Raw genomic sequence first — 20588 nt, forward strand, 5'->3', positions numbered from 1 at the left:
GTTCAATTTTGAAGGTCAAAGTGATACGCCAAGCCTTGGTCGATATTGAAGCGCTTCCGCAAGGTGGGCAACAGTGATTTTTTCAGTTTCTGCCAAATCGGCAATGGTTCTCGCCAATTTAAGAATGCGATGAAAAGCACGACCAGAAAGCTGATATTGGCGCATTGCCTCTCGGAGAATGTTTTTTTCTTCTTCCCCAAGCACACAATATTTTTCCACCTCTTTCACTCCCATTTCCGAATTACACGTGATGTTCTTTTTGGAAAATCGCTCCTTTTGCCAGTTTCGCGCTATCTGTACCCGATTACGAATGGATTGGGAAGACTCTGATCCCTTTTCTTCTATGAGATGATCAAATTTTACAGGAGTAATATCGATATAGAGATCGATGCGATCAAGAAGTGGTCCTGAAATTCGCTTTTGATAACGACTAATATGCCCAGAAGAGCAGGAACATTCTTTTGTGCTCTCGGGAACATTGTAGTATCCGCAAGGACACGGATTCATTGCTGCCACCAACGTAAAATGTGCGGGGAAACACACACTTCCCTGCGCACGAGAAATGGTGATTTCACGGTCTTCAAGCGGTTGACGAAGCACTTCGAGTACTTGCGATGGAAATTCTGGAAGTTCATCGAGAAACAAAACTCCTCGATGTGCCAAAGAGATTTCTCCTGGTTTTATTTTACTTCCCCCTCCCACAATACTCACCGCACTTCCCGTATGGTGAACAACACGAAAAGGACGCTTTTTTGGAAGAGGATTTTTAGAGGGAAGAATGCCTGCTACAGAGTAAATGCGTGCCACTTCCAATGCTTCTTCTCGTTCCAAATGAGGAAGAATACCTCGAAATGCTCTCGCCATAAGCGTTTTTCCTGCACCAGGAGCACCATTCATGAGCACGTTATGCGCTCCTGCGGCGGCAATTTCAAGCGCTCGTTTTGCGTGTTCTTGTCCTCGAACAGAAGAAAAGTCAACAAGTGGTTCTTCTGCATCATTTTCTCCTCCATATTCCTCTTGCTCCGCAGGACGAATGGTTTCTTCATTAGGATTTTGCAAAAAATCAATCAATTCTCGAAAATGAGAAACTGGATACACACGAACATTTTCCACAAGAGATGCCTCTCGCACTGATTCCATTGGGACAAAAAGATTTTTTACTCCTAGTCGTTCCGCGCCCAAGGCAATAGGGAGAATTCCATTGATATGTCGCAAAGAGCCATCAAGCGCCAATTCACCCACAAATGCAGATTCCTCAAGAAAAGATGAAGATTCTATTTGTCCCGTCATAAGGACAATACCAAGAGCAATGGGAAGATCAAACGCCGGACCTGATTTGCGAATGTCTGCTGGAGCAAGTGAAGTGACAATGCGTTTCATGGGAAAAATGAGTCCCGAATTTTTAATGGCGCTCCGCACTCTTTCGCGCGATTCCTGCACGGCAGTATCCCCAAGCCCAACAATGGTAAAATTGGGAAGTCCTCCGTGAAGATCCACTTCAATCTCTACAGGGATTGCATCAACACCAAAAGGAGAAAATGTATGAATTTTTGCTGGCATAATAATACAAATAACACAAAAACAAGAGCTATTATGAATTTTTTTGGCTTTCTTTTCAAAAAGAAAAAGTATGAAAGAGAGAAAGCCAAAAAAATACTAAAAGGCAAAAATTAATGAGAGAACTTGACACAGAGAAAAATATCTTCGCCCTTCCCTATGCCAAAATAGGAATAAATATTTGTTATAGTTTTCCCAAAAAAAACGCTCGAAAAGATGAGAGAATAGTGATAAAAATCATAATCATAAAAAGAATATAAGCACTCAAAAAGAGGCTGAAAAGTTGACAGAGGAAAAAAACTTTGCGAGGATACCATACAGGTTTCTTCTGCCGAAAAAACCTCTCGTTTCTTCTTTGTTTTTGGCATTATGTCACCCATTTCTCCCCTGAAATCTTCTTCCTTCAACCTTGAAGAAATGATTGGTGAGCTCCTCTTGGTTCTCTCAGACAAAGAGAGAACGGTTATTACAAAGCGCTTTTCGCTCGATAGCGGTCCTCGGCAAACTCTCGAAAATATTGGAAAAACTTTTTCCGTAACACGAGAACGCATTCGTCAAATTGAATCAACTGCCCTTAAAAAATTACAACGAAATGCGGCAAACCCAAAAGTACGACGTGTGAGCCAATCTATTACCGAAGTACTCGCCGAGCATGGTGGACTTTGTACCGAAAAACAAATTATCAACAGTGTTCTTATGCGTCTTCATGGTCCAAAAACACAGCTCAATGGACACATTATTCACTTAGCACTCTCCATTACTCCGAATATAAAGCAATCCGAACTTCCAAAACAATTTCATCGATTCTGGTACGATGCTTCTTCTACCTCAATGAAGGAAATCAAGAAGATTTCAAAAACAGCCCATCAGATTATTTTAAAAAAAGGAGATATTATTCCGATTCACGAAGTAGTAGAAAAAACCATAAAATCGCTCAAAATTGATTCAAGCTTGTTGAGTCGTGTACAATCGGTTGTAACCGTTGACATGCGTTTTCGTTCCGCAGAAAAGGATATGTGGGGACTTCAGGAGTGGCGACACATTAATCCAAAAAGTATTCACGATAAGTCGCTTATTATCATGCGAAACACACGGAGACCGATGCACTTTATTGAAATTGCAAACGCTATTTCCGCGTTTGGATTTGACAATCGTCCTGTTACGGTTCAGGCAGTACACAACGATCTTATTCGGTATCCAGAATTCGTTTTGGTGGGGCGTGGTATGTATGCGCTTCGAGAATGGGGATACGATCCCGGAACAGTTGCAGATGTTATTGCCGCCATTTTGAAAGAGCAAGGACCTCTCACCAAAAAAGAAATTGTCCGAAAAGTACAAGAGCAAAGAGATATTCGAATTGGTACCATTTCTCTCAATCTCCAAAAAGAAAAAGCATTTACTCGTGTTGGACGAGCGGTTTACTCCTTTGATGAAAGTCAGTGGAACCCAAAAACATCCGGTCGAGGGAGGAAGAAAAAAGCTATTATTGAAGAACTCGACAAAAGAGGAAAGGAGCGAAAAAAAGGAGGAAAATAAGCTATAGAAATATTCGGTTAATTTCCCCAACGTCACAGTCTCCCGAAAGGGGCTGTGACGATTATCAACATTCTTTTAGAAGACATGTTTTATAGGGAAAATATTCCCCATTCATTTCTCCATTTTTTCCAGAAGTTTTGTATGCAAAAAACTATTGCGGAGCATATATGTTAAAACCATATAAATTTCCATTTCCCTTTTGGTATTTAATAGGTTTTTTCTGCAGAAGAAATTTCCTCTTCTATCACTTCAGAGTTTTCTTCTAAATCGGTAGGATCTTGTTCAAAAGAGGAATTATCTTGCCTTACGGCGTTATTATTTTTCCGAAAAATATTCGGTTGAAATTCAAATGTTTTTTTTCCAATAAGAAGTATAGAACCTTGTTTTGCCCCAGATTTTAGGAGTTCTTTTTCAATCCCCATTTTGCGAAAGACATCTCGAAGGCGAAGCACCCCCTCGGGGTTTGAAAAATCTGTCTGTACAGCAATTTGCTCAATACGTATTCCTGAAATACGAAATGCTTCTTCTTCCACAGCAACAGTAAAAGCTTTTGGATTTTTTTGAAGATGCGGCTGATAGAGAACCGTATCAGGAAGATTTTCAAATCGTTCTTCTTCTGGTTCTGCCGCACGTGAATCATCCACTGCTTTTTTTGCAATTTCCAAAAGCTCAGAAATGCCATGTCCACTTGCCGCAGAAATGGCAACAGCCTTGCCCGAAAAAACAGGCTTCATCTCTTGAAGAAATTCCAAAATCATTTCTTCATCATCTCCTAGGAGATCGGTTTTTGAAAGCACGAGAATCTCTGGTTTTTTACAAAGTTCTAGGTCATACCGACGGAGTTCTTCGCGAATAGTTTTATAGTTTTCCACCGGATTTTCCGCAGAAATATCAACGAGATGAAGAAGGACGCGGTTTCTACTTATATGTCGGAGGAATTGATGCCCAAGTCCCCTCCCCTCGCTTGCCCCCTCAATAAGCCCCGGAAGATCACAAAAAATAAGTGATCGTCCTCCCGAAAGACTCGCCACGCCAAGATTGGGAATGAGAGTTGTAAAGGGAAAATCACCTACTTTTGGTCTGGCATCGGTAATGCGAGAAATAAGCGTCGATTTTCCTGCACTTGGTAGTCCAATAATCCCCACATCTGCCACAAGTTTGAGTTCTAAATGGAGAGAACGTTCTTCACCGGGTTCTCCCAATTCGGCAAATCGAGGTGTCTGACGAACACTTGAAGTAAAGTGGGCATTTCCATATCCTCCGCGCCCACCTACTGCCACCACACATTCCGCATTTGGGTGATTAAGATCGGCAATAGGTTCTCCAGAATCCTCACAAATTTGGGTTCCTACAGGAACAAGAAGAACAAGGTCTTCTGCAGATCTTCCGTGTTTTTTTTGTGGTCCTCCTGGAACTCCTCTTTCAGCAGAAAAAAACTTCTTTGTTCGAAAATCCGTAAGGGTATCGGCATTAGCATCTGCTCGAAATACAACATCTCCTCCACGACCACCATCTCCACCATCGGGTCCGCCTTTTGGAATATACTTTTCCCTGCGAAAAGAGATGAGCCCATCTCCTCCTTTTCCGGCACGCACGGTGATGTTGGCTTCGTCACAAAACATAGTGGACGCACTATGACAGATTTTTTAAGAAATGAACATCTCGATTTTTTTCCTCTTTGCAATATGAAATTGTGGATCAGGTTTAGAATGAGGAAAGAAATAAGTGTCATGCCCCGGCAGACAAACTTGATCCAACATTTCCAATAGAACAGAAAAGACGAGGGAGTCCAAATCACGTTTGGAATGACAAGTAAAAAAGCTTCCAGCTTAAAGCACGGGATGAGGAAGAGTAAAAATCAGAAAAATCTTTCTTTTTTCTATTTGACAAAAAAAACAAAAACTACTTAAATACTCAACTTCAAAAAAAGTTCCTTTACATATCATTCTTGCTTGGCATACATCTGTGCCTCATGAAGACAGAAATAGCACAACGCCTGATTTTTCAGTGCTTTTGCTTTCGGTTTTCTGTTGGGGTGCAGATGGTGTCAATCAATTTTTTCATTTTTATTTTGGGAGATTATCCATGAAAACTCTATCTGTTGTTTTATTTTTTCTTTTTTTTTCAACCCCAACCGCTTTCGCTTGCCTAGGTGAGAGCGTGATTCTTACCCTGCCCAATGGGCAGATGGTTCAATTGGAAGGAAGAAGAGATACGGAAGTCCAAGGATTTAAAATTTTATTTTTAGGGAAATATAAAGGGATCATTGTTTCCCCTAAAGGGGAGACATGGGAAATTGGAATTCCCATCGTAAAAGGTTTGGGGAGTTGCGAAAGTTTTGCATCTCCCCCGAAGAAAATTGAAATAAATAAGATTGATTGACCCATTTGAGCGGCGTTCTACGCCGCTCTTTTTTGTGTCTACCAATCATGCCAAACTGTATTCAACATCTAAAAAGAATGAGAGATCTCGGATCAAAGCCCAGAACAGTAGGGAAAGAGAAGATTCATCATTTTCTGCTTATACCGCTCTGAAGAAAATTGTTTTGCTTGTTGTTGTGCTTGTTTCGAAAACTCCTCTCGCTTTTTTCTATCCTCAAACAGCAAACGAAGAGCGTTTACTGCCTTTTCCTCATCATCAACGGGGAAAAGAATCCCTGAAAACCCATCTACAACAACTTCAGGAACTCCTCCTACACGAGGAGCTACGACCGGAACCCCGTGCGCTTGTGCTTGCAACAACGCCAATCCGAAGGTTTCATATCGAGAAGTACTTAAAAAAAGATCGATTCCCGAAAAAAACGCAGAAAGTTCTTCTTCAGAAAGATTTCCTAAAAGAGCCACGTTATCGATTGATTGCTCAGTAATTTCACAAGAAAGTGATTCTCGAAGCTCGCCTTCTCCTGCAATGAGAAAAAGAATTTCAGGAAAAGAAGTGGCAATACGAAGAGCAGCAGAAAGATTTTTTTCCACAGAAAGTCGCCCCGCAATTCCAACGATAAATGATTGTTTCTGTACTTTTTTTCGAAGCAAAAACGATTCCCATGTTTCCACGGAAGGAGGAAGTGGAAGAAGTGGATTTTGAAGAACACGAATATTTTTTTCTGGCAGACCAAGCGCAAGAAGCTCTTTTTGTAACGCAAGAGAAGGAACAATAGTGAGCACTCGTTTTCCCCAAAATCGCCACAAAAAGAAGAATGGATTTTTTGAGAGCCATCTACCAAGTGGAGCGTGATGTGCCCAAAAAATACGATATCCAAAAAAGAGAAAAAAGGGCGTAAGAAAAACTTTTTCCACAAGCGTAAGCATGAGAACAGTTCGAAATCCTCGAGAACGGAAAAGAAGAATTCGAAAAAAAGAAATGAAAAAAAATGGAATCCCCAAGAAAAGAAAAAGGAAGAGTGACTGGCGAGAAGTAATATCTCGAAAAAAGGATGCTGTCGTGAAAATTCTTTGTTTTTGAAAAGCAGAAAGTAAAAAGGGGCAGCTCGACCAAAGAGCAATGCGAATATCTTGTTTTTGAAATGATTTTGCCAAAAAAAGGTGAAGTTCTTCTTCCCCTCCCCATCCCGATTCAAGCGGAAAACGGGTTATAAGAAGTCCCGATGAAGGCGTAGTTTTGGGAGGCATGGTATCAAGGAGAGGATACTACAAAAATGACACCGCTCCCAAGGAGAGAACGGTGCCACAATAATACTACTCTCCTAAAAAAACTATTCGTGTGTCCAAATCTCAATTGTCTCAATGGTAACATCTTGAAGAGGTTTACTCCCTTGTCCCACTGGTACTTTTGCAATGGCATTCAGAACATCCATTCCTTCAACAACCTGACCAAAAACATCATGTTTGCTGGTGAGTGGTTCCTTATTAAAATCGAGATAGGTGTTGTCAACCTCATTAATGAAGAACTGAGATCCATTTGTATTTGGTCCAGAATTTGCCATGGCAATGGAACCTTTTATATTACTGAGCTTATCACTAAATTCATCATCAAACGTTCCTCCCCAGATACTTTCTCCACCGGTTCCATTTCCACGAGGATCTCCCCCTTGAATCATAAAGTTATCAATAACACGATGGAATATGAGTCCATCGTAATATCCATTTTTTGCATGAGTGGTAAAATTCTCCACAGTTTTCGGAACAATATCTGGGAATAACCGAATAACAATATCACCCATGCTCGTTTTAATAGTCGCCATGGTATCACCTGCAACCGGATCGGCTGTTTGAGAAAATGGCTTTTGATCGGTGTTTTCCGTGGTGGAAGGAGTGTTATCCGAAGTATCTTGGTTCATGGGCGGAGTACAAGCAGAAAGAAAAAGGAGAGATAACGGAAGCATCATCAGAAATCTCATATTTTAAAAAAAGAAAACTGGTGGTACTATCCCACAGAAAAAAAAAGTGTGCAATATAAGTTCTTAAAAATTGCCTTTTTCTCCTTTCTGTAGCAATAAGATTGGAATCAACTATCAAGTCATAAAAAGGGATCCTACTGATACATGAGATTCATCATTCGAATAGCAGTGGTTGCAAAACCACTTCCCAAGGAAAGGCGATTTTGTATTTGCTCTTTCGTATCGCACGTAAGCACTCCAAAGACAACGGGGATTTTTCCTAAAACATTGAGCTGCTGAATACCACAAGCAGCTTCTCGAGCAACAACATCAAAGTGGATAGTCTCTCCGCGAAGCAAAATTCCAAGCGCAATAATGGCGTCATGCTTTCCATCAGAGAGAAGACGAGCGCAAGAAAAAGGAAGTTCGAAACTCCCTGGAACGCGCACTACAGATATGGTGTCTTCCGTTATTCCATTATCAAGGAGTCCCTCCAGCGTGTTTTTGAGGAGTACATCGGAATATTCTTTGTTAAACTCTGCAGAAACAATCGCAACACGATAATTCCTGAGTGCCGTTTCTGAAGAAGCTCTCCAATCGCTCATCCTTCTGAAAGCAAATGTTCTTTTCCTACAAGGGAGGAAAGAGAGGAAAAAATATTTTCAAAAAATACTTTTCCAAATGCAGAGAAATAATCAAGTGGCATATTTTGCTGCCCATTTTTCTCTAAAAACTCTCGAAGTATCAGTGCAAAAATCTGAACAAGTTCTGGAACTGGTGATGCATCTGGAAGTATTGCCGTGCGCAGTATTCGCCTTGGTTCTTTTCGCGCAATGCCGGCAATGGCATTTGTCCAAAAATCAATTTCTTTTTTCTCTTTTGGAGAGAAGATATGTTCTTTTTCTGAAGAGGGCGCAGAAAGAGCATGCATCTCTTCGGCATTTAATTTTTGCCCAATAGCTTCCGCCGCAGGAGGAAAAATGAGCGCTAAAATGGAAAGAATAAGATCACTCGGAATATTCCGCGCGGAAAGTCGTGCAATAAGAAGGAAGAAAGGAGTTCGTCCTTTCTGATGAAGAAACTGAGTAATAATATGTGCCAGAGAGGTGTCGTGTGCTCTTTTTTGGGATTCTTCTTTTCGAATCTGAGCAATGGCGGCTTGTGTCTGATGATAGCGTTCAGAAAACTGTTCCATCGACTCCCCCGATTGTTCGGGAGCCGACTGTGCGCCAAGTGACTCAAAACCAAAACCCTCTTCTGCCATACTCATTACAAATCTCGCCTATTATGCCATAGAAGACAAAAGAAGGGCAATTTTCAAACACTCTGAAAAGGAGAGTATTATATCTTCATGTTGTCGGGAAGAACACATCCCGTTTGTTTCGCAAGATCAGAAAGAGGCTGTGTTCCGCTCAAAACAGCACCATTCTTGAATTTCCATGTTGGGTATCCGGTAATCCCTTCTTTTTGACAAGTACTTCGATTGGCATCGCAATCAATATAGGGAACGTTTCCAAGCGCATCTCCAAACATCGCTTTCTGTTTTTTACAGTGAGGACACCACTCTGTTCCGTAGAATACTGCACCAGAATCTGTAAGACATGTTGCAAATTCGGCAAGTGGTCCAGTTCCATTTTTGTGGGAAGCAAGAGTATCGGTAGCAGATGAAGTTTCGGGAGCCTCTACTGAAGGCACACAAGCAGAAAGAAGAAAACCAAGACAGAGAAGAGAAAGAACGTGTCGCATAATCTAAAAAAAACTGTTCTTATTGTTTGGAGAATAGAAATAAAATGCAAGAAAAAAAGAAAAATAGGGAAAAATTTCTTGCATTTTATTCCGAAAAAAAGTAAGATAACCTGAAATGGTTGACCCTCAAAACGGAATAGGCGGCGCATCTGGACTACAGACACCTCTGGGAGGAGCTATTGTGCCAAAAGAAGTTCAAGATAAGTTCCCCGATCTTGTTCCACAAATTTTGGCGAGTCCATCCATGGATAATGAAGAAAAAAAATATTGGTTCTCAGTTCTTCCTATTATGACAGAAGATCAAATAAAAGAGCTTCGCGATATTCTCAAAACTGAACAGAATCGAATTTCTGCGCTACAAGAAGATGTGAAAACTATCGACATAGAAGAGGTGGAAAAAAATAGACGACAAAACCAAGAAGAACGAAAAAGTACAGAACAAGAAGAACACAGAAACGACGAAAAAAAAGCAGAAGATCTCCTTAGGTCCCTGAATGATATTGACTAAAAAATATCTCGTACTATTTTTTCTGAGAAGCACTCACGGAAAATACTATTTTTCCTTTTTCTCCTGCTGGTTCATTATTGATCCATATTTCAACAGCATACTGACCTGGCTTTGAAAAAGAGAGATTTTGAAATTCGTGAATAATGCCAACATTTCCGGTTTTCTGACACGAAATCTTCCCCGATATTTTTGCCAACTCTTCATTATTCTTTTCATGAACAACCCGAACAAGAAGGGGGTATTCTCCTTTTTCGAGAGTAACGTTCATCACAAGAGAAATCTTTGGGTGACACGCAGGAAAAACAGCGGAAGAAATATTCTCAAAAATACCAATAATATTTAGCTTTCCTTCTTGAGAAAGAAAAGCGAGATCACAAAGATGCACAAAATTTATAATTGCCTTGCTCACAGAAAAAGAGAGAAAAATATTTTCTCAATTTTTATTTTAATGACGAAGGCCAAGTTTTTGAATAAGCTCTTCGTACAAGTCTTTTGAACGATCTTTTAAATATTTCAGAAGCTTTCGTCGTTTCCCAACGGAACTCATAAGCCCACGACGCCCATGATCATCTTTTGGGTGAGTGCGCAAATGGTCGGTAAGGTGATTAATTTTTTCGGTAAGAAGTGCAACTTGTACCGAAATAGAACCAGTATCTTTTTGATGGCGAGAGTGTGCTGAAATAACTTCTTTTTTTTCTATCCGCCCCGAAGGGGCTTTTACTTCCTCCACTTTCTCTTTTTTTCGAGAGGTCTTTTTCTCTTTGGGAGAATCCTTTTTTAAAGAAGTTTTTATCTCCTTTGTTGTTGATGGAACAGCTGATTCTTGCTCATCAGTTTTTTGATTTTCGTCAGTCATAAAAAGGGGGTAATATCGAAAGCCTCAGTCAAAATATTTCTAAAGAAACCGAAGCAACGTGTTCCCATTGTTTCAAAAAACTCCTTCGAAACGCAAGAAAATAAATTTTTATTTCCGAAAGAATACTGTTTTTTATGTCTCCCCCTTGTGAGCTTTTGGATTTTCTGTTGCGAAAAAAAAGAGAAAAAGAGTACAAGAAAAGCGCTTTCCTTTTCTAAAACTTTCTTATGATTTCTGACCATATTTTTCGCGCGTACGACATTCGAGGAATTGTTGGAGAAGATTTTGATGCTAATGGTGCCTACAGTGTGGGAAAAGCCTATGCGACGTATCTTATTCGTCATGATGGCATTGCGAAACCTTCTATCTGTGTTGGACGAGACGGACGCTTAAGCGGAAGGGAAATACAAAAGGCTTTTATTGAAGGGGTGCTCTCTACAGGAGCAGATGTTACGGATATTGAAGAATCTACTTCTCCGCTCCTTTTTTTCTCCATCTGCCACGGAAAATTTGATGGAGGTGTCAATATTACAGCAAGTCATAATCCCCGAGATTATAATGGATTCAAACTTCAACGACAGCATGCACATGCCATTTGTGGAGATGAAATTCTTGCCATTCGTGATCTTTGCCATTCAGATAATCAGGAAGAAGGTTCTGGAAATCTCAAAAAGGACTCCTTTCAAGATGCCTACTTTGAGAAAATCACATCACTCGTATCTATCACAGGGAATCCAAAGATTGTTTTTGATGCAGGAAATGGCATTACAGGAAAATTTGCCCCAGATCTTTTTACGTCGCTTGGTGTTAATGTAAGACCGCTCTATTGTGAAGTGGATGGAAATTTTCCTCATCACGATGCCGATCCCGAAGTAGAAGAGAATTTAAGTGACTTAAAACGAGCCGTAAAAGAAGAAGGTGCAGATCTTGGTGTTGCGTTTGATGGCGATGGCGATCGCGTTGGTTTTGTCGATGCCGAGGGGAATCATTATTCTGCCGATTTAATCCTCCTCCTCCTTTCTCGTGATCTTCTTCAGCGTCACCCAAAAGCAAAGATAGTCATTGATCTCAAGGCAACTCAAGTGCTCTTTGAAGAAATTCGGCGTTTAGGCGGTGAGGGTATCATGGTAAAAACAGGACATTCATTTGTTGAAGAAAAAATGCGAGAAACCCATGCGCTTCTCGGAGGTGAAGTTTCGGGACATCTCTTTTTTGGGGAAAATTATTATGGATTTGATGACGCGTTTCTCGCCGCGGCAAAGGTAATTGAGATTCTTCAGAAATCAGGAAAATCACTCGCCGAACATTTCCAAGGACTTCCAAAAGTATTTAATACGCCCGAAATCAAGGTAGAGTGTCCGGAAGAGAAAAAATTTCTTGTTGTTCAAAAATTAGTAGATTTTTTCCTCAAAACATACGGACCAGAAAAATGTCTCACTATAGACGGTATTCGAATCGACTTTGGGGACGGCGCATGGGGAATTGTAAGAGCAAGCAATACTTCTCCAAAAATCACACTCCGCTTTGAAGCACGTACACCAGAAAAAAGAGAAGAAATCAGAAACATTGTCGAAGGCAAATTGCATCAGGAATTAAAGGAGGATCTTCTTCTTAGAAATTTCTAAAAAGTTTTTCGCGATAGAACTTGGAAAGCTCACCACAAAGACACCTCGTACTTCCGCACGAGGTGTCTTGTCGTATCCACTTTTTTACCAAAAGAATTATTTTAGTTCTATTGTGGCACCAACTTCTTCTAGCTTCTTCTTGAGCTCTTCTGCTTCTGGCTTTTTCACTCCTTCTTTTACTGCTTTTCCACCAGCATCAACGAGATCTTTTGCCTCTTTAAGACCAAGACCAGTGATTTCTCGTACCACCTTAATAACGGAAATCTTTTGACCACCGGCACTTGCCAAGATAACATCAAAAGTATCCTTTTCCACAGCGGTACCTTCTCCTCCACCAGCAGCAGGGGCCGCAACGGCAACAGGAGCGGCGGCGGAAACTCCAAATTTTTCTTCCATTGCTTTTACAAGGTCGGCAAGCTCAAGAACGGAAAGCTTCTCCACAGCATCAAGTATTTTTTGTGCGGCATCGGAGAGCTGAATAGTTTTTTCATCTGACATGATGAGGAAAAAAGAGAAAAAATTATGCGTTTTCTGAAGACTTTTGTTTCTCGTAAGCATCCACGACACGGACGAACCCAGAGATAAGCTGATTTCCCACTCCTACAAATCCACTGAGAGGAGCCATAAAAGAACCAAGAAGCTGTGCGAGCAATTCTTCTCGACTTGGTGTTTTTGAAATCCTTATGGTGTCCTCTTTTCCAATGACGCTTCCTTCAAAAATTGCTCCTGTGAGCTCTATTTTCTTAGTTTTCTTTGCGACATCAGCGATTGTTTTCACAGCACTTACCTCGTCCATTTCTGAAAAAGCAACACCAACAGCACCCTCAAGAGCTTCATCGGAAATTTCCAGAGAAAATACTTCTTGAATAGCTTTCTTGATGAGAGTCTTCTTTGCCATTCGAAAAGAGTTTCCCGAATCGCGAAGTTTTCGTCGAAGGTCTTGAGAATCGCGAACACCCATCCCAAGGTTTTTCGCAAAATAAATAGCTCGCGCAGACTTCATAGCTTCTATGAGCTGTGCAAGGGATTCTTCCTTTTGTTGTCGAGAAACAGGCATAAAAATACCGGAAAGAAAAGGAGTCTGCCTCAGGCGTCCCCTTTTTTGCTCTTTCTGAAGTAATTCAAAGCTTTGGGAATGCGCCTCTCGCTGGTCTTCTCTTTCTATAAGGAAAGTGCCAACGGTCTCTGGCAGAAATGGTCGGAGGCAATTCTACAAATGAGCATCCTTTTTGTCAAATAAAATCATTTTCTCTCGTTGACCATGAGTTTGCACAATAAAAAAGAAAGAGGTATAATGAAGAGAAATAACAAATATTTTCATGAAAACAAAATTCCTTTTTTCCATCTTTTTGGCATTCGCCCTTCTTTCTACCGTTTTTTTAGACGGCGTAAGACAGGGTGCGCTTGCTGTTGTTGATTGGCCAGATGCCCCCAGTGGATATGCTTCTTGGGGAAAAATTGGGGATATTCTTTTTCCCGATCTTGGAAATCAGCGACTCGGAATAGGAACAGGAACCCCTCTCGGACGCTTTCATGTTGTAGGAGGAGGAAAACGTGTCACCATGACAGCAGATAGCATCAATGGAGACGGAACAAATAATTGTAGTGCCGGTCAAGAAAAAGTATTCCTCGACGCCACGGGAATCTCTATTGGAGATACTATTGAAGGAAACACTATTATGAGTGTTGGAGGAGGGTATGTTTGTACAAATCAAAATTCGGTAAGTTGGAAGAATGGAGAAGAAAAATGGTGGAAGAAAAATGGAACTGATGTTCTTATTTCAGATACTGGTCGAGTAGGAATTGGAACAGTAAGTCCACAAAATCGATTGGATGTTGAAGGAGGAGCCGTTATTGGAACAAACTATTCAGGAACAGAAACCGCACCAGCAAATGGGCTTTTAGTGCAAGGCAACGTAGGAATTGGGACTGCTTCTCCCACAGAAAAATTAGTGGTCGATGGAAATGTTCGAATCACCAATGGTTCGGATATTTGTATTGAAGGAGGAAATTGTCTCTCAAGCGTAGAAGGAGTTAGCGATAATGACTGGACCGTAGTGGGCGGAGGAACGCAGACAGATTCTTGCCATGCGTATCAAACATACTCCTCACCCTATTGTACCCTTACTGCAACGAATATCGGAGGAGGAAACTACAGGCTGAATTATACTATTGATTTTCAAAATTCCGGATGGTGGAGTCGTGCTGATGCGACCTACGGCAAAATTTATCCAGATGATATCCGTATCGACAAAACAGCCGCTCAACAGAGTGGATCAGTAGTGGTTACCCCTTCTCAGAGAGAAATTTATTGGTTCCGTTTTCCAGGAGGGACAGTTGCAAGTCCGTCACCCGATCCTATCATTTGTTCTATTCCTGCTCCCATTGGTGGATCGGCTTCCGCACCAGGAATCTGCGGATCTGCCCATGAAAGCACATTCTCCTCAACACCAACAGCAAACCTCTGTAGCTCTGGAACGGCTACTGCAATTACAACCGGTGCGTATACTGACGCATCATATTATTGGCAGTGTGCTGAGCAACAAACAGAAACTATGTACAGCGGAGTCTCGGGAAACGTAGGAATTGGAACTGCTTCTCCCAATGCCAAACTCCATGTTAAAACTGATACTGGAACAAATGCTGAAATAGATATTCAAAGTGGGGAATTGACTCACTGGGGAATGTATCAAGACGAAAACACTTCCGATTTGCAATTTTGGAATACAGATAATCGTGTCACTTTTACCAATGATGGAAAAGTAGGAATTGGAACCACTTCTCCTACACAAGCACTTGATGTGAATGGGAGAATAAAAGGAACAGAACTTTGTATTGCTGGCGCTTGCCGATCTTCTTGGCCAAGCGGAGCAAGCTGGGGAAGTATTACGGGAAGCCTTTCGAGTCAGAGTGATCTAAATACTGCTCTGAATCAAAGACTCTCTCTTTCAGGAGGAACAATGACAGGACAACTTCTTCTTTCGGGAAATCCGACAAGTGCGTTGGGGGCTGCAACAAAACAGTATGTTGATGGAGCTGTTTCAGCCGTTTCTCTCAAAGAAATTCATGATGCTGATAACAACACCAAAGTACAGGTAGAAGAAAGTACCAATGAGAATAAGATTCGTTTCGACACCAATGGAACCGAACGGATGATTATTGATAATAGCGGAAATGTAGGAATTGGAACCACAAGCCCACTGGGAAAACTCCATATTTATAACCCCGCCAATACTGGCGCAGAACTTATTCTCGAGACTATTTCTAGTGCACAAGCTGCTGCTATTCGATTTTATGCAGATGGAATCTATTCGGGAAACATTGGTTATCTTCCCGGGCTAGATGGAATGGGAATAGGAGGAGGAAATGAACAAGCCTCCAGTATTTTTGTCCAACGAAATACACAAGATGTCGGTATTGGAACCACAAGCCCACTGGGAAAACTCCATATTTATAACCCCGTCAATACTGGCGCAGAACTTATTGTTGATAGCATTTCAACAGGAATTACGGCGATTCAACTGTATTCAGGAGGAGTTTCAAAGGGATCTATTTCCTACAACCCTGCAGTTGGAGCTAATACCATATCACTCGGAAGTGATACGAATGGTAATGTGATCAATATTCTTCGTACTAATAATTATGTCGGTATTGGAACAATTTCACCCGCCTATCAACTTGATGTCAATGGGTATATCCGTGGAACGAATGTTGCTCCATCTGATATTCGTCTCAAAAAAGATATTGTGACATTGAGTGATTCTCTCTCAAAAATATTGCATCTTCGTGGAGTCTCTTACTTTTGGAAAGATTCAGAAAAAGGAGAAGAAAAACAAATTGGAGTGATTGCGCAAGAAGTAGAAAAAGAATTTCCTGAACTCGTTTTAGAAGATAATGAGGGAATGAAGTCGGTCAATTACTCTGCTCTTGTTGCTCCGCTTATTGAAGCAGTAAAGGAACAGCAGAAGGAGATTGAAGCGCAAAAAGAAAATATTGATGCTCAAGAGCAAGAAATAGAGATGCTTTCTTCAGAAATACAAGAAATAAGAAGCCTACTTCAAACCTCCTCAAACCAATAAGTTTTTTCTATAAACACAACATCTGTAGTGACATGAAAAACCTGTCACTACAGATGTAAAAATTACTATACAAGTGCCAACACTTCTTTTTCCACTTTTCTTACTAGTGCCACAAATTGCTCGTCTTCTCCGTTTGGAATATCTTTTGCACTCGCGATTTCTTGCAATATTGGATTTCCAGAGAGAATTTTGAAATCAAAATCGGGGTGTGCAATAACTTTTACTCCCGCATGGTATAGTGTCACGATTGTCTTCAAAATACCATACTGCTTTTTTGGAGTCGTGTATGCATCTTCTGGATCAAACGCATTTTGAAAAAGAAAGTCCTCACGAATTGATTTCGCCACAAGGAGAACAAGTTTCTCCCGATTGCTCAAAGACTCCATTCCAACAAGTTTTACAATCTCCTCAAGTTTTGCCTCTTCTTGAAGCAAATCAAGTGCCTGAGAACGAACTTGTGGGTAATCTTCTGCAACATTCTTTTTCCAGTAATCGAGAACATTATCAACATAAAGGGAGTAGCTGGTAAGCCAGTTGATCGCCGGAAAATGACGTTTGTAGGCAAGAGAAGCATCAAGTCCCCAGAAACATTTTGTTACACGAAGAGTGTTTTGCGTCACTGGTTCCGACAAGTCCCCTCCTGGAGGAGAAACTGCTCCAACCACTGTCAGTGCGCCGCGTCGTTCATCTTTACCAGAGCAGATTACTGCTCCCGCACGCTCGTAAAAACTTGCTGTTCGAGAAGCAAGGTAGGCAGGGTATCCTTCTTCACCTGGCATTTCTTCGAGACGACCGGAGATTTCACGCATTGCCTCTGCCCATCGACTCGTGGAGTCTGCCATGAGCGCCACAGAATAGCCCATGTCTCGATAATATTCCGCAATAGTAATTCCCGTGTAAACCGAAGCTTCACGCGCCGCTACTGGCATGTTTGAAGTATTCGCAATCATAATGGTTCGTCTCATAAGTGGCTCTCCAGAGTTTGGATCTATAAGATGTGGGAACTCATTAAGCACTTCCGTCATCTCATTTCCACGCTCTCCACACCCAATGTACACAATAACTTGAGCATCACAATATTTCGCAAGCCCCTGTTGCGTCACCGTTTTTCCAGAACCGAATGGTCCAGGGATACATCCTGCTCCCCCTTTTACAAGCGGAAACATAGTATCAATTGATCGTCCACCACTCACAAGCGGCTCATCGGGAACTCGCTTTTTTGCGTATGGACGAGGCCGACGAATTGGCCAACGCTGAAGCATACACACTTCTTTCTCCCCATTTTCAGTTTCGATAACCGCAACAACCTCTTCCACTGTTTTTTCACCACCATTGATACTTTTGAGTGTCCCAGAAACACCAGAAGGAACCATTACCTTATGCTCAATAAGTGAGGTCTCTTGTACGGTTCCCAAAATATCTCCAGACGAAAGAGAAGCACCTATTTTTGCGACAGGATGAAAACTCCATTTTTTTGTACGAGAAATACCAGGAACTTCAATTCCTCGAGCGATAAACGCAGAACCAGATTTTTTTTCGATAAGCTCAAGCGGACGCTGGACTCCATCATAAATAGATTCCAGAAGACCTGGGCCAAGTTCTGCAGAAAGCGTTTGACCAGTAAGAATTACTGGACCACCAGGAGCAATACCAGATGTATCTTCATAAACCTGTATCGAAGCGCGATCTCCGTGAAGCTCAATAATTTCCCCCACCAAGTTCTCTTCTGAAACTCGTACCACCTCATACATTTTGGCTCCCACAAGCCCCTCTGCTACCACCAACGGACCCGAAATTTTTGCAATAACACCTTTTGCTTGCGCGTTCATAAGAGAAAAAAAGGAAAAAGGAAAGGAGAATCAAAAACTATTTGCCTCCAAAAATGTCACTCCCCACCGCTTGTTCGACAATGCGACGAATTTTTTCATTTCCAAAACCCGTGCTTCCCTGGCTCCCAGGAAGAGAAATGAGAGAAGGAAGACCTCCTGCGGAAAGTTTTCGGTAAGTTTCTTCGGGAATTTCTCGAAAAATCTCCTCGAGAATAAAAACAACTGCATATCTTCTTGGTGCATCGGAACTTTCAAGAGCATTCTTTATCTGAAAAAGTACCTCAACCGCTTCTTGATGGTCTTTTACAGGAAAAGCATCCACTCCAAGCGCAGAAAATCCTTTCGTCTCTTCGTGTGACCCCACAATAGCAATGCCAAAGCTCATTTATCGTGGTAAAAAAGGAAGAAAGTGGGCAATTGCTTTTCGAACATCAGTCGTTGATTGTTTATTGCGCTTTCCCACAAGAATAGTTCGAATAATTTCTGCGTTTCTTAATTTCGTAAGAAAGAAGAGAACGACTGTGTCACACGAAAGTGGAGAAAGGCGAGATGACCAAAAAAGTGACTGAAGCAAAGAGAGTTCGGCGGTCGCTTCAAAAAGAGAGAGGTCTCTTCCAGATTCCTTGAGCGAAACCCCCTCATTAAAGAGAGATGTTGCAGAAGAAGAATAAAGATGCTTCAACGCTTCTTCACGAGAAAAAAAACGAAATCCCTTCTCTTCCTGAGGAAGAAGAAACGAATATCTTTCTTGAGAAGGATTTCTCAAAACTTTTTTTGCATTCTCCCAGTCGATCTGTTTTTGAAAAAAATCAGAGAGGATTTTGCTTTTTGTCGCGCAAACCGCTCGAAACATTTGCCGAAAAACAGCAGCATCTAAAAGAGAAAGAATCTCTTCTCGATCTTGTGAATCATCTCTTAGAAGAAGATATGACTCCTGAAGAGCTTTTTTGAGAAATACGGCTTCTTTTGGAGTATTCTCCTCCTCTCCTGCAAGGATTCGGAATGAGAGTTTTCTTTCAAAAAAACCAAGAGGAGAAAGCGACTCTCGAAAATCATCATACGATTTCCCTTTTTGAAAAGAGAGTAGTGTACACTTTGCGTTCTGGAGATCAAATGGGAGGAAAAGGAATTGTGCCAAACTTTTGGGAATATCACTCTCGCAAAGGGATTGTCGTATTTCGTAAAGACCAATATCAATAACACGTTCAAAATCATCGGCATTCGGAGCATCTGCCACCACACCAGACCAAGAAATATCGTTTAAGACACGAAATGCTTCTGAAAAAGTTTCCGCAGAAACCATCCGTTCCGTATCTGAAGCAGTAAGAAGACGATCAGAGAGGGCAGAAATGCGAGCCGTCAAAAAAACAAGAGAAGAAGACATGTTTAAAACTACGCAAAGAGAAACGAAGAAAGCTCTTTCTCTGTTTTCCGAAAGAGATCTTCAAGTGCCTGTTCAAAACGAAAGTCAATTTCCATTGACTCTGAAACGAATATAAATCCTGCTATTCCAGAAACCGATTTTCCAAGCGGAAGAGCAATTTTCTCCTTCTCGAGAAGTCCCTCCAACAGTTTGGCATCGGATGCCACCGGATGAAGCGTTCCCTTCTGATCTCCAATTTGTCGGAGCATCTGAAGAAAAATAGCTTCTTTTTCTTTTTGAGAAAGATGACTCACCTCTTCTTGTGCCTTTTTCAAAACGCCCTGAAGTATTTCATGTTTGAGGGAAAGGGTTTTATGGTAATATTCCTGACGAGAAAGATGATCAATTTTTTGGTGGAGTTCTGCTATTTTTCGATTCCCCTTTTCCCAAGAAGAGGCAGATTCCTCTGCAATTTCTTTATCTAATTGTTCCTGAAGTTGCTTTATAGCACCATCTGCTTCTTTTTGAAGAAGAAGAGATTGTTCCTGAGCATCGGAAAGAATTTTATTGAGAATATCGGCGAGAGCCATAGGAAGGAAAAAATGCTGATGAATGCCTCGGAATCTTCCGAAGCATCACAACAACAATTTTTAGAGAGATCCTCGAATGCTATCGAGAAGCAAAAATGTCACAAGAAGACCAAAGATAGCGACACTTTCTACGATAGCAGCAAAAATAATAGCCTTTCCAAGTCCATCAGGATTTTTGGCGACAATCTGTGTACCTGCGGCGGCAACTTTCCCCTGAAAAATTCCAGAAAAAAGCCCTGCAAACGCCAAAGGAAGACATGCTTGAAAAATCTGTGCTCCTTGAGAAGAGGTAAGCTCGGAAACGCTAAAAAATATCGTGACCAAAAAAGCTCCTACAAGCCCGTAAATTGCCTGAGAACCAGGAAGCACTTCAAGCACCAAGAGTTTAGGCGAAAGCTCTGGTTTCTCAGAAGTAATTCCACATGCCGCTTGACCGGCATACCCACAACCAATTGCAGAACCAATTCCCCCAAGCGTCGCCGCAAGAGAAGCTCCAAAGATAGCGAGTGCGGAACCAGAGGTGAAAATAAGCGTTTCCATAGAAAGGAAAAAGAAAAAGAAAA

The 20588-nt window shown here is 41.4% G+C and carries 21 protein-coding genes; 5 read left to right on the forward strand and 16 right to left on the reverse strand.

Translation table 11 applies throughout. From position 1 onward, the window contains the following. Positions 1-15: 15 nt before the first annotated feature. Positions 16-1560, reverse strand: coding sequence for a YifB family Mg chelatase-like AAA ATPase (locus IPN35_03265; GenBank protein ID QQS59862.1), 1545 nt, complete (start codon positions 1558-1560; stop codon positions 16-18). A gap of 366 nt (positions 1561-1926) precedes the next feature. Here IPN35_03265 and IPN35_03270 point away from each other — a divergent pair, with 366 nt between their 5' ends. Then, positions 1927-3093, forward strand: a complete 1167-nt coding sequence (locus tag IPN35_03270) for a hypothetical protein (GenBank protein ID QQS59863.1) — start codon at positions 1927-1929, stop codon at positions 3091-3093. A 206-nt stretch (positions 3094-3299) separates the two neighbouring features. Here the strand turns inward: IPN35_03270 and obgE are convergent, their stop codons facing one another. Further along, on the reverse strand, positions 3300-4715 hold the full coding sequence (gene obgE, locus IPN35_03275) for a GTPase ObgE (GenBank protein QQS59864.1): 1416 nt from the start codon (positions 4713-4715) through the stop codon (positions 3300-3302). A gap of 343 nt (positions 4716-5058) precedes the next feature. Here obgE and IPN35_03280 point away from each other — a divergent pair, with 343 nt between their 5' ends. Next, the gene (locus tag IPN35_03280; protein QQS59865.1) at positions 5059-5475 is read left to right on the forward strand and encodes a hypothetical protein; all 417 of its coding nucleotides are present in this window, start codon (positions 5059-5061) and stop codon (positions 5473-5475) included. Positions 5476-5567: 92 nt separating this feature from the next. Here the strand turns inward: IPN35_03280 and IPN35_03285 are convergent, their stop codons facing one another. From IPN35_03285 to IPN35_03305, 5 genes are all read right to left on the reverse strand, one after another. Next, positions 5568-6722, reverse strand: a complete 1155-nt coding sequence (locus IPN35_03285) for a glycosyltransferase family 4 protein (GenBank protein QQS59866.1) — start codon at positions 6720-6722, stop codon at positions 5568-5570. Positions 6723-6805: 83 nt separating this feature from the next. After that, positions 6806-7450, reverse strand: a complete 645-nt coding sequence (locus IPN35_03290) for a peptidylprolyl isomerase (GenBank protein ID QQS59867.1) — start codon at positions 7448-7450, stop codon at positions 6806-6808. A gap of 134 nt (positions 7451-7584) precedes the next feature. Then, on the reverse strand, positions 7585-8034 hold the full coding sequence (gene ribH / locus IPN35_03295; GenBank protein QQS59868.1) for a 6,7-dimethyl-8-ribityllumazine synthase: 450 nt from the start codon (positions 8032-8034) through the stop codon (positions 7585-7587). Continuing rightward, entirely contained in the window at positions 8031-8693 is a 663-nt protein-coding gene (locus IPN35_03300; GenBank protein ID QQS59869.1) for a hypothetical protein, read from the reverse strand. Before IPN35_03300 ends, ribH begins: the two co-directional genes overlap by 4 nt. Positions 8694-8770: 77 nt before the next feature. Then, a complete protein-coding gene (locus IPN35_03305) occupies positions 8771-9175 on the reverse strand; it encodes a hypothetical protein (protein QQS59870.1) in 405 nt (134 codons plus the stop codon). A gap of 115 nt (positions 9176-9290) precedes the next feature. Here IPN35_03305 and IPN35_03310 point away from each other — a divergent pair, with 115 nt between their 5' ends. Beyond that, positions 9291-9683: a hypothetical protein gene (locus IPN35_03310; protein QQS59871.1), complete on the forward strand. Its 393-nt coding sequence runs from the start codon at positions 9291-9293 to the stop codon at positions 9681-9683. 13 nt (positions 9684-9696) lie between these two features. Here IPN35_03310 and IPN35_03315 read toward each other — a convergent pair whose 3' ends face one another. After that, complete coding sequence (locus tag IPN35_03315) at positions 9697-10092, reverse strand: hypothetical protein (GenBank protein ID QQS59872.1); 396 nt, start codon at positions 10090-10092, stop codon at positions 9697-9699. Positions 10093-10128: 36 nt separating this feature from the next. Further along, entirely contained in the window at positions 10129-10539 is a 411-nt protein-coding gene (gene rpsO / locus IPN35_03320) for a 30S ribosomal protein S15 (GenBank protein ID QQS59873.1), read from the reverse strand. 227 nt (positions 10540-10766) lie between these two features. Between rpsO and IPN35_03325 the strand changes: the two genes are divergently transcribed. Continuing rightward, positions 10767-12164 carry a phosphomannomutase/phosphoglucomutase gene (locus IPN35_03325; GenBank protein ID QQS59874.1) on the forward strand — a complete coding sequence of 466 codons (1398 nt, stop codon included), beginning with the start codon at positions 10767-10769 and terminating at the stop codon, positions 12162-12164. A 96-nt stretch (positions 12165-12260) separates the two neighbouring features. On the opposite strand, the gene rplL is transcribed toward IPN35_03325, so the two are convergent. Together rplL and IPN35_03335 are read right to left on the reverse strand one after the other, a co-directional pair. Further along, positions 12261-12662 (reverse strand): 50S ribosomal protein L7/L12, encoded by a 402-nt coding sequence (rplL, locus tag IPN35_03330; GenBank protein QQS59875.1) that lies wholly within the window; start codon positions 12660-12662, stop codon positions 12261-12263. Between the two features lie 22 nt (positions 12663-12684). Beyond that, the gene (locus tag IPN35_03335) at positions 12685-13221 is read right to left on the reverse strand and encodes a 50S ribosomal protein L10 (protein ID QQS59876.1); all 537 of its coding nucleotides are present in this window, start codon (positions 13219-13221) and stop codon (positions 12685-12687) included. Between the two features lie 262 nt (positions 13222-13483). Here IPN35_03335 and IPN35_03340 point away from each other — a divergent pair, with 262 nt between their 5' ends. Continuing rightward, positions 13484-16243 carry a tail fiber domain-containing protein gene (locus tag IPN35_03340; GenBank protein QQS59877.1) on the forward strand — a complete coding sequence of 920 codons (2760 nt, stop codon included), beginning with the start codon at positions 13484-13486 and terminating at the stop codon, positions 16241-16243. Between the two features lie 65 nt (positions 16244-16308). Here IPN35_03340 and IPN35_03345 read toward each other — a convergent pair whose 3' ends face one another. From IPN35_03345 to IPN35_03365, 5 genes are read right to left on the reverse strand one after another with little or no spacing between them, the layout of a single operon-like run. After that, a complete protein-coding gene (locus tag IPN35_03345) occupies positions 16309-18072 on the reverse strand; it encodes a V-type ATP synthase subunit A (GenBank protein QQS59878.1) in 1764 nt (587 codons plus the stop codon). A 37-nt stretch (positions 18073-18109) separates the two neighbouring features. After that, positions 18110-18457, reverse strand: coding sequence for a V-type ATP synthase subunit F (locus IPN35_03350; protein QQS59879.1), 348 nt, complete (start codon positions 18455-18457; stop codon positions 18110-18112). Next, on the reverse strand, positions 18458-19456 hold the full coding sequence (locus IPN35_03355) for a V-type ATPase subunit (GenBank protein QQS59880.1): 999 nt from the start codon (positions 19454-19456) through the stop codon (positions 18458-18460). It lies immediately after the preceding gene. Between the two features lie 8 nt (positions 19457-19464). Continuing rightward, a complete protein-coding gene (locus IPN35_03360; GenBank protein QQS59881.1) occupies positions 19465-20025 on the reverse strand; it encodes a V-type ATP synthase subunit E in 561 nt (186 codons plus the stop codon). 60 nt (positions 20026-20085) lie between these two features. Further along, the gene (locus IPN35_03365; GenBank protein ID QQS59882.1) at positions 20086-20565 is read right to left on the reverse strand and encodes a V-type ATP synthase subunit K; all 480 of its coding nucleotides are present in this window, start codon (positions 20563-20565) and stop codon (positions 20086-20088) included. Positions 20566-20588: the final 23 nt, after the last annotated feature.

The organism is Candidatus Peregrinibacteria bacterium (assembly GCA_016699755.1).
Taxonomy (GTDB): domain Bacteria; phylum Patescibacteriota; class Gracilibacteria; order CAIRYL01.